Origin of the sequence: Nocardia sp. NPDC005998 (genome assembly GCF_040614395.1) — a bacterium.
Lineage (GTDB): Bacteria > Actinomycetota > Actinomycetes > Mycobacteriales > Mycobacteriaceae > Nocardia.
In genome coordinates, this window is sequence record NZ_JBEXUI010000040.1 from 64,320 (window position 1) to 74,021 (window position 9,702).

General features: G+C 65.5%; 8 protein-coding genes. 6 read left to right on the plus strand and 2 right to left on the minus strand.

Going from position 1 to position 9,702, the window contains the following annotated elements:
- Positions 1-16: 16 nt before the first annotated feature.
- The gene (locus tag ABZ293_RS34885; RefSeq protein WP_355187768.1) at positions 17-2,098 is read left to right on the plus strand and encodes a TRAP transporter fused permease subunit; all 2,082 of its coding nucleotides are present in this window, start codon (positions 17-19) and stop codon (positions 2,096-2,098) included.
- Positions 2,095-3,090 (plus strand): TAXI family TRAP transporter solute-binding subunit, encoded by a 996-nt coding sequence (locus tag ABZ293_RS34890; RefSeq protein ID WP_355187769.1) that lies wholly within the window; start codon positions 2,095-2,097, stop codon positions 3,088-3,090. Before ABZ293_RS34885 ends, ABZ293_RS34890 begins: the two co-directional genes overlap by 4 nt.
- A gap of 6 nt (positions 3,091-3,096) precedes the next feature.
- On the opposite strand, the gene ABZ293_RS34895 is transcribed toward ABZ293_RS34890, so the two are convergent.
- Positions 3,097-3,963, minus strand: a complete 867-nt coding sequence (locus tag ABZ293_RS34895) for a helix-turn-helix domain-containing protein (protein WP_355187771.1) — start codon at positions 3,961-3,963, stop codon at positions 3,097-3,099.
- 91 nt (positions 3,964-4,054) lie between these two features.
- Here ABZ293_RS34895 and ABZ293_RS34900 point away from each other — a divergent pair, with 91 nt between their 5' ends.
- From ABZ293_RS34900 to ABZ293_RS34910, 3 genes are all read left to right on the plus strand, one after another.
- Complete coding sequence (locus ABZ293_RS34900) at positions 4,055-4,849, plus strand: SDR family oxidoreductase (protein WP_354956227.1); 795 nt, start codon at positions 4,055-4,057, stop codon at positions 4,847-4,849.
- A complete protein-coding gene (locus ABZ293_RS34905) occupies positions 4,846-5,922 on the plus strand; it encodes a diacylglycerol kinase (protein WP_355187773.1) in 1,077 nt (358 codons plus the stop codon). The genes ABZ293_RS34900 and ABZ293_RS34905 overlap by 4 nt, the downstream gene beginning before the upstream one ends.
- Positions 5,923-6,220: 298 nt before the next feature.
- Positions 6,221-7,579 carry a cytochrome P450 gene (locus tag ABZ293_RS34910; RefSeq protein WP_355187775.1) on the plus strand — a complete coding sequence of 453 codons (1,359 nt, stop codon included), beginning with the start codon at positions 6,221-6,223 and terminating at the stop codon, positions 7,577-7,579.
- A gap of 238 nt (positions 7,580-7,817) precedes the next feature.
- On the opposite strand, the gene ABZ293_RS34915 is transcribed toward ABZ293_RS34910, so the two are convergent.
- Positions 7,818-9,059, minus strand: coding sequence for an epoxide hydrolase (locus ABZ293_RS34915; RefSeq protein WP_355187777.1), 1,242 nt, complete (start codon positions 9,057-9,059; stop codon positions 7,818-7,820).
- Between the two features lie 82 nt (positions 9,060-9,141).
- On the opposite strand from ABZ293_RS34915, the gene ABZ293_RS34920 reads away from it, so the two are divergent.
- Positions 9,142-9,579, plus strand: coding sequence for a MarR family transcriptional regulator (locus ABZ293_RS34920; RefSeq protein WP_355187779.1), 438 nt, complete (start codon positions 9,142-9,144; stop codon positions 9,577-9,579).
- Positions 9,580-9,702 lie beyond the last annotated feature (123 nt).

Consider the following 9,702-nt stretch of genomic DNA (forward strand, 5'->3'; position numbering starts at 1 on the left):
TGATATCGTCGCGCCCATGTCGGACACACGGGACGCTCATCTCGAAGCCGAGCCTCCCGCCGACCATCAGGTGGGGGCGGCTGATGCCAGGCTGACCGGACCGGATCCGGAGCATCGGGCATTGCCGGACAAGATCGAGGTCGACGATGAGGAACGGCCCGCCCGGGTACTGCATGGGTGGGCCGAGGGGGTCGTGGCGACGGCCGCCTTCGCGGTCGCACTGCTGGTGCTGTGGCAGGTGTTCCGGCCATTGGCACAGGGCAGTCAGTACTACCTGGTGATCTTCCTGGCCGGAACGCTGCCGGTGGTGTTCCTGGCCTATCGGTCCGGGCTGCGCTGGCTCGAGCGCGGGGCGGGTCCGGGGCCGATCGATTGGCTGCTGGCCCTGGTCGCGCTGGTGGTATGCCTGTATCCGGTGCTGCCGATGGGGATCGGGTCCGGTGGTGGCGGTTATGACGCGTTCCTGGATCGGCAAGGGTTGTTCGATCCGGTCGATATCGCCATGGGCACGGTGCTGTTGGTGTTGGTGCTGGAGGCTTGTCGGCGCACCACAGGGTGGGTGTTGCCCGCGGTATGCCTGGTTTTCATCGCGTATGGCTATTACGGCGGCTACCTGCCGCAGCAGTGGACCGTCGCGCACGCCGGACTCGACTTCGGGCAGATCGTCGATGCGCTGTACAACTCGGGCAGCGGGTTCTACGGCACACCACTGGATGTCGCGGCCAGCTATATCGTGCTGTTCACCCTCTACGGTGCGGTACTCGAATTCTCGGGTGCGGCACAGTTCTTCGTCGATCTTTCGGTCACGGCATTCCGGCGCTCGCGCGGTGCCGCCGGACGCACCACGGTCGCCTCGGGATTCCTGCTCGGCACCGTCTCCGGATCGGGCACCGCGACCGCGGTGACGGTCGGCGCGGTCACCTGGCCGATCCTGCGCCGCGCCGGATATCCGCCGGAACAGGCGGCGGGGGTACTCGCCGCGGCGGGTGTCGGCGCGATCCTGTCACCGCCGACACTGGGCGTCGCCGCATTCATCGTCGCCGAATACCTCGACGTCTCCTATGTCACGGTGCTGGGCTGGGCGATGATCCCAACGCTGCTGTACTACCTGGGGATTCTGCTCGCGGTCGAGATCGATGCGCGTCGGCTCGGCACCGGGCAGGTCGAGATCGGCGTCGGCTCGGTATGGCGGCTGCTGGCCCGATTCGGTTACCACTTCCTATCTTTGATCGCGATCGTGGTGCTGCTGCTGATCGGCGTGAGCGCCGCCAAGGCCGTCATATACGCCACCGCACTGGCCTTCGTGCTCGCCTTCCTCGACCCCCGCATCCGGGCCCGGGCGCGCTCACCGCGCCGGATCTTCCACATGCTCGGCAGCGGTGTGCGTTCGGCGCTGCCGGTGGTGGCGGTGTGCACATCGGCGGGGGTGATCACCGCGATCGCCACCAAGACCGGGCTCGGCGCGCAGTTGGCCTCGGTGCTGGTGAGTGCGGGAAAGGCGGTGTCGGACAACCACACCGTGGTGCTGGCGTGCACGGTGGTGCTCGCCGCGATCGCACTCGCGCTGCTCGGGCTCGCGGTACCGGTGACCGCGTCGTTCATTATCGGCTGGGCGATCATCGGTCCGGCACTGCTCGCGCTGGATGTGTCCGCGCCCGCAGCGGCCATGTTCGTCTTCTACTACTCGGTGCTGTCCGAGGTGACGCCCCCGACCGCGCTGGCGGCGGTGGGCGCGGCGGCGATCACCGGCGCGCGTGCGGTGCCGACGATGTGGCAGGCGCTGAAGTACGCGCTGCCCGCCTTCCTGGTGCCGATCGTCTTCGTACTCAGCGGACCCGGTGAATATCTGCTCGGGCACGGGCCGGTGCTCGGTGTGCTGTGGACGACGATCGTGGCCGGTATCGGCGTGGCGGCGCTGGCCGTGGCGACCGGCGGCTGGATGCTCGGCATCGGCTCGGCCGGGATCGCGGCCCGGTTGCTCGCCGCGGTGGCCGGTCTGGCCCTGTTGTACCTGGAGCCCGGCGCACTCGTCGTCGGTCTGGTCGCGCTGACCGCGGCCGTCGGGGTCACGCTGCTCTCCCGAAGGAGGACGACTTGAGAAGAGTTGCCATAGGATTCGCCGTTGCCGTGCTGTCGGCCGGATTGCTGGCCGGATGCGGGGGACGCCGAGACACGCCGCAGTCCGATACCGGTGGCGCGGTCACCTGTGAGGTGAAGGACGACACCCGCGTCGGCATCGCGACGGGCAATTCCACCGGCGTGTACTTCGCGCTCGGCAACGCATACGCCGAACAGGTCTCGCAGGCCACCGGCGGCAAGGTGAAGGCGACCGCCGCCGAAACCGGTGCGTCGGTGCAGAACATTCAGCAGTTGGTGGCCGGCACCTATCAGGTCGCGTTCGCGCTCGCCGATACCGCCGCCGACGCGGTCATGGGCAATGCCAGCTTCGACGGCAAAAAGCAACCGGTGCAGGCGCTTTCGCGGCTCTATCCGAATTACACCCAGGTGATCGTGCGCACCGGCGCCGAGATCGAATCGGTCGCCGATATGCGCGGCAAACGGGTCTCCACCGGCTCGCCGAAGTCCGGTACCGAGGTGATCGCCCAGCGCGTACTGCAGGCGGCCGGGCTGAATCCGAACACCGACATCTCGCCCCAGCGTCTGGATCTCACCAAAACGGTGGACGGTATGAAGGACGGCTCCATCGACGCCATGTTCTTCTCCGGCGGCCTGCCCACCCCGGGCATTACCGACCTGCTCACCTCCACCAAGGGCAAGGTGCGCTTCCTCGATATCGCCGATATCTCCGGCAGCATGCACGCGGTGAATCCGGTCTACGAGGAGGGCACGATTCCGGCCACCGTCTACGGGCTGACCGCCGATGTGAAGACCATTGTCGTGCCGAATCTGCTGCTGGTCCGTGACGATCTCGACGCGAATCTGGCCTGTGTGCTCACCAGAACCCTCTTCGATCGCAAATCCCAACTGGAACAGGCGAATTCGGCCGCGAAAGGGATCAGCCGCGATACCGCGACGATTACTGCGCCGGTGACATTGCACCGTGGGGCGGTACATGCGCTGACGAAGTGACAGTGCTCAGGACACCAGCGCTCCCGTCAGAGCGCGGGCTGTATCGACGGTGGCGGCGATGAATTCCTCGCGTTCGGGTTTGGTCGTCGATGCGCGCAGCGGCCCCAACTGGACCTCGTAGGCCGCCACGCCCGCGGCATCGAAAACCGGTGCGGCGAGATAGCTCAGCGGCAGTACGGCCTCGGAGTCGAGCTCGGCCCTGGTGAACGGTCGCGAGGTGAGAAATGCGAGGCGGCGCAGGGCCCGGGTCCGCAGGTGCGGCTGCACGAGTTCGGTGCCCATGGCACCGAGGAGGTCGGCGAGGAGTTCGACCGTGCCCGCATCGTCGGTGCGCGGGCGGAACAGGGCAACGCCGCGATCGCGAACGAGGGTGAGCAGGCCGCTTGCGATGCGGCGGTCCGCGTCGGGCGCGGTGGCCAGCCAGGTGTTCTGTTCGGTGGCCGAACGCCATGGCATCACGCTGGCCCCGGCCGGAAATTGCAGCGGGATGCGATGGCCGACCGGGATGCCGGGGACGACGCGTTCGGGCCCGTGGCGCACATCGAGGACCGTGAGGTGCTCGGGCTCGATCCGGCTGAGGGTAGCGCCGTAGTCGGTGCGGACGGTGAGTTCGGTGAGGATATCGCCGAGCGCGCGCGGCAGCGCGGGTCCGTGCAGATTCGCCAGCGCCGGACCGAGGCCGTAGCCGCGGTTCGGATCGCGCCGCACCCAGCCCGCCGAATCCAGTTCGGCGAGAATCGCGGTCGCGGTGGCGCGGGCGATATCGAGGCGGTCCGCGATGCCCGCGACGCTGATCGGCTCCGGGGTCGCGGCGAGCAGCGACACGATATCGATGACGCGGCGGGTTGGCGGGGACGGGGACCGGTCGGACATGGACAACCTCTTGTGCGGTTCGGTGGAGCGGTTCTACGATGACGAATATTACGACAAGCAGTGTCGAATATTCGACAGTTGTGGAGTGCGCATGATTCTGGACAGATTCCGAATCGACGGACAGGTCGCCGTCGTCACCGGCGCGGGGCGCGGCCTCGGCGCGGCGATCGCGGTGGCCTTCGCGGAGGCGGGCGCGGATGTCGTCATCGCCTCCCGCACCAAGAGCCAGCTGGACGAGGTCGCCGAGCAGGTGACGGCCGCGGGCCGTCAGGCCCATGTGGTGCCCGCGGACCTGAGTGATATCGAGGCGACCGCCGGGCTGGCCGCCGCGGCCGTCGAACGCTTCGGACGCCTCGATATCGTGGTCAACAATGTCGGCGGCGCGCTGCCGTGCCCATTGCTCGACACCACGCCGGACGCGCTGGTGCAGGCGTTCAACTTCAACGTGACCAATGCGCACGCGCTGGTACGTGCGGCAGTGCCCAAGATTCTCGAAACCGCCGGTGGCGGTTCGATTCTCAATATCACCTCGACCATGGGGCGACTGCCTGGGCGTGCTTTTGCGGCGTACGGGACGGCGAAAGCGGCGCTGGCGCACTACACGCGGCTGGCGGCAATGGATCTGAATCCGCGCATCCGGGTGAATGCCATCGCACCGGGCTCGATTCTGACCTCCGCGCTGGAGATCGTGGCGGGCAACGATGCGATGCGTACGGAGCTGGAGGCGAAGACGCCACTGCACCGCATCGGTGAACCCGAGGATATCGCCGCCGCCGCACTGTATTTGGTGTCGCCAGCCGGAAAGTACGTCACCGGTAAGGTGCTCGAGCCCGATGGCGGTCTGATCGCGCCCAATCTCGACCTGCCACTTCCGGATCTGTCATGACCTACCGCGTAGTCCAATGGGGCACTGGCAATGTCGGCGCGCACGCACTGGCCGGTGTGATCGCTAATCCGGATCTGGAATTGACCGGGGTATGGGTTTCGGGTCCGAAGAAGGACGGGGTGGACGCGGGAACCATTGCCGGACTGGATCATCCGGTCGGCGTCACCGCGACGACCGATACCGAGGCGATACTGGCGTCGAAACCCGATTGCGTCGTGTATTGCTCGATGACCGATAACCGTCTGCTCGAGGCGGTCGAAGATCTGCGCAGGCTGCTCAGTGCCGGAATCAATGTGGTCGCGTGCGCTCCGGTGTTCTTCCAGTACCCCTACGGTGTGCTGCCGGATGAGCTGCTGAAGCCGATCCAAGATGCTGCGGCACAAGGGAATTCGTCGCTGTGGGTCAATGGCATCGATCCGGGTTTCGCCAATGATCTCCTGCCGCTGGCGCTCGCGGGCACCTGTCTGCGCATCGACCAACTGCGGTGTCTGGAGATCGTCGACTATGCCAGCTACGACAACCGTGAGGTCATGTTCGACATCATGGGTTTCGGCAAACCGCTCGACGAGATCCCGATGTTGTTGCAGCCGGGGGTGCTCTCGCTGGCCTGGGGCGGCACCGTGCGTCAATTGGCGGCGGGCATCGGCGTCACTCTCGACGCCGTCACCCAGACCTACGAACGCATTCCGGCGCCGGATTCCTTCGATATCGCCACCGGCCATATCGCCGAAGGGACCGCGGCCGCACTGCGTTTCGAGGTGCGCGGCATGGTCGGGGACCAGGTCGTGACGGTGCTCGAACACGTCACGCGCCTGCGCCCCGACCTGTGCCCGGACTGGCCGCAACCCGCCCACCACGAGGGCTCCTACCGCGTCGAGATCACCGGCGAACCCAGCTACGCCATGGACCTGGTCACCTCCAGTCGCAATGGCGACCACAACCACGCGACGCTACTGGCCACAGCCATGCGCATCGTCAACGCGGTCCCGGCGGTCGTCCAAGCCCCAGCGGGCATCCTCACCGCACTGGACCTGCCCCTGATCACCGCCCCCGCAACCCGCCCACCCGGGTAACCCGATGCTCCACATCCTGCGATAGGGCCCGATAGGGGCGCGAACCAATAAACCCCAGGTCAGCAGATTCTCTTCGAATCCGCTGCATGTCAAGCTGTTTCGGCGCTGCTGGCGGCAACCACGTCCGGCCCGGGCGTTGACGCGGTTGACAAGGTGGTGCTGGCCTGGGGCTGAGGGAACCAACCGCACGGACTCTCGACAACAGGTCACGGAAGGTATCGGCCGAACCGTAAACAGTCGTTTTCGAGCGCATTTGCCAACCATGGCAAGTTCTGCGCGCTCGGCTTTACTTGGTGCGGTGACGTCTCTCTCCACCACTGTCCATGCGTTGCCCCCGATGGTCTCCGGCCGCCTCCGCAACACCAAACGCTATCTCACCGACCCGATTACGTTCCTCTCCGACGCTAGGTCCCAGCACGGTGACGTGTTTCGGTTCCAGCTGATCAACGGGGTCATGGTCGGCGTTACGCATCCCCACCACATCAAGTACATCTTGCAGGAACGCACGGTGAACTTCACCCGCGAGACCGAGATGTACGACATCCTGGAGCTGTTCGCGGGCCGCGGGCTGGCGACCATCGCCGACCACGACAAGTGGCGACATAACCGGCGCCTCGTGCAACCCGCCTTTCACCACAAGAAGATCAACGCGCTCACCGAGATCATGGTGGCCGAGATCGACGCCATGTGCGACGAATGGGCCGAACACGCCCGAGCCGGCCGAACGATCGATATCGGCCAGCAGATGAGCCATCTCACATTGCGGATCGTAGTGCGGGCTCTGTTCGGGATGGATCCGCAGGGACCAGAGGTTACCGGTTTCTCCAACGCGACACAGCGGGTGAACGACGAACTGGGAAAGTTCATCCGGATGCCGTTGATCCCCTTGCAGTTTCCAACTCCGAGCCACCGCCGCTTCTGGCGGGCGCTCGGTGAGATGGATGCCATCGTCTACTCGGTGATCGACCAGCTCCGCGACAACGACAACGGCGGATTGCTGGCCATGCTCGTGAACGCCACCGATGCCGAGACCGGCAAGAACTTCACCGACAAGGAGTTGCGCGACGAGGTCGTCACCATGCTCTTCGCCGGTCACGAAACCAGCTCCTCGGCTCTGACATCGGCCATTCTGTTCCTGCAACTGCATCCGGAGGTGCGTGAGCGGCTGCGTGACGAAGTCGACACCGGATTGCCCGGCGATCACGCCACCATGGCCGACCTGCCCGGGTTGGCCTACAACAAGCAGGTGATCGATGAAGTGTTGCGGCTGATGCCACCGGCGTGGATGGGACAACGCCGCGCCCGCGAGGACGATGAGATCGGGGGCCACGTCATCCCGGCAGGTACTCCGGTGATGTTCAGTTACTATCACGCACACCGCAATCCCGAGGTTTGGGATCAGCCGGACACCTTTGACCCGGACCGCTTCGCAGCCGACGCGGTCGCCGCTCGTGACCGGAACATCTACCTGCCCTTCGGTGCGGGTGGACACCTCTGCATCGGCAACGCGTTCGCGATGATGGAAATGCAACTCGCGTTGTCGACCATCATGCGGCGGTTCGAGTTGACCATCGAGAACCCGAACCCCACTCCGGCTACGGCGATCACCCTCAACGCCAAGTTCCCGCTGATCGCATCCCTGACCGAACGCGGATAGCGCGCCCGTCCCGCGTGCCCCTACTGGGTGCTGTCTCGAAGTGGTGAGGGCGGGCCCGCGGCCCGCCCACCCGAAGACCTCACCCACACACCAACGTGGGCAACAACTTCCACGAACACACTGAGGGGTGGCACCGCAACGGTGTCACCCCTCACTTCACTTCGAAACACGCGCCAGCTCAGTAGCTGAACATGCCCGTAGCGCGCCTAACCGCACTACCTACCGTCTGTTAGACGTGTCAGCGCCGTCCCCGGAAGGTGCGGCGTAGGTCGCCGGTCCATTGGTCGGGGATCTCCCAGGGAATGAAGTGGCCGCCGTGGTCGTGGACGGTGAGGTTGACGTGGTTGTACCACTGGGCGCGGTCGCTGGCGCGAAAGTGTTCGACGCGTTGGGCGGTGCTGATGCCGGGTGGGTTCTCGTAGCCAACGAAGGTGATGCCGGTGGGGGCCTGCACGACCGGGAGACGGTCGTGGGAAGGCGTCCAGGGGTAGCGGTTGTGGTTGGCGTAGAGGCGTATCGAGGTGCCGATGGTGTTGGTGGCCCAGTAGATCGTGGCGTGCGTGAGGAGATCGTCTCTGCTGAACACGGTTTCGATGTCGCCGCCGTTGTCGCTCCATTTGAACCAACGTTCCAGGATCCAGGCCAGCATGCCCGCCGGGGAATCGGACAGGGCGTGGGCGAGGGTGCTCGGGGCGAGCAGGTGTGCGGCCAAGTGGACGGCGAAACGCTTGTCCAGCTCCACGATTCGTGCGCGTACCTCCGCGGGCAGGCCGTCGGGAATCGGCAGGCCGCCGCTGAAATCCCAGGCGCGATCGCCGTTGAACAGGGTGAGTTTCAGTCCAGATCCGATGTGGATGGCATATAACTCGTCGGCGTACTTGTGGCCGAGCTGCGCGGTGACCAGCGCGCCCACGTCGCAGCCGGCGGCACCGTATTTCTGGTAGCCCAGCACATCGGTCATGAGCGTGTGCCAGAGGTCGGCGACCTTCCAGAAGTTCACATCCGGGCGGTTCGCCAGCGGGCTGGAGAACCCGAAGCCGGGAAATGAGGGCACGATCACGTCGAACGCCTCGGCCGGATCACCGCCGTGCGCCCCCGGATCCGCCAGCAAGTCGACGACCTTGGACCAGTGCCAGAACGTCCAGGGCCAGCCATGTGTCAGAATCAGCGGCGTCGGATTCGGCCCGACGCCGGGCCTGCGCATGAAATGCACTGGTACACGGTCGATTTCGACCTTGAAATGCTGGTAGGTGTTGATCTCGGCTTCGGCGGCGCGCCAGTCGTATCCGCTGCGCCAGTAGTCCACGAGCTCCTGGAGATAGCCGCGAGGCACGCCGTAATACCAGTCTTCATTGCCGACATCAGCGGGCAGGCGAGTCAGATCCAGGCGCTGCCGCAGGTCGGTGAGCACGCTGTCGGGGAAGTGAATCTTCGTCGGCGTCAAGGGGAACGGTCGGACATCGTGGGTTCTGTCGCTCATCTGGCCTCCTGCCGTTTGGTGTCGACCTTACATAAGTAGCTTATTTAAGCAACTTTTATAAGTCTCGGATATAGTTGCTCGTGTGGACGACATCGACGATTTCGACGTGGACGCCTTCGCCGCAGCAATCGAGGACTTCAACCGCGTCTACATCCGCATCCCGGTACGGGAGAAGCTGCCGTTCACCACACTGTCGGTGCTCGACACCCTGGCTCATCGGGGCCCGGCGCGGCTGACCGATCTGACCGAGACCGAGCAGATGACCCAGCCGGGCATCACTCAACTCATCACGCGCTTGGAGCGCGACGGGCTGGTGCTGCGCCGCCGTGACCCTGGCGATGGACGGGCCGTGATCGTGCACCTCACCGAGGCAGGCCGGCAGGTCCGGCAAACCCGCCACGACGACCGGGTCCGGTACCTGGTTCCGATGGTCGCCGAGTTGAGCCCCGCACACCGACGGGCACTCGCCGCCGCGCTGCCTGCCCTCACCCGACTCGCCCAGCTGGAGCGAGAGCGCTGACGCGCAGGATCTACCCGGCGACCTACCGCTAGTGCCGTTTCAAGCAACGTACGGTAGGAAATCGGGCAGTCGGACCTTGGAGTTGACGGCGAAGTCTCGTTTGGGTTGGGCGTGTTGGTTGCG

Coding starts and splice junctions, on each gene's coding strand:
- ABZ293_RS34885 (WP_355187768.1), top strand. CDS start 17: ATGTCGGACACACGGGACGCTCATCTCGAAGCCGAGCCTCCCGCCGAC.
- ABZ293_RS34895 (WP_355187771.1), bottom strand. CDS start 3,963: ATGTCCGACCGGTCCCCGTCCCCGCCAACCCGCCGCGTCATCGATATC.
- ABZ293_RS34900 (WP_354956227.1), top strand. CDS start 4,055: ATGATTCTGGACAGATTCCGAATCGACGGACAGGTCGCCGTCGTCACC.
- ABZ293_RS34905 (WP_355187773.1), top strand. CDS start 4,846: ATGACCTACCGCGTAGTCCAATGGGGCACTGGCAATGTCGGCGCGCAC.
- ABZ293_RS34915 (WP_355187777.1), bottom strand. CDS start 9,059: ATGAGCGACAGAACCCACGATGTCCGACCGTTCCCCTTGACGCCGACG.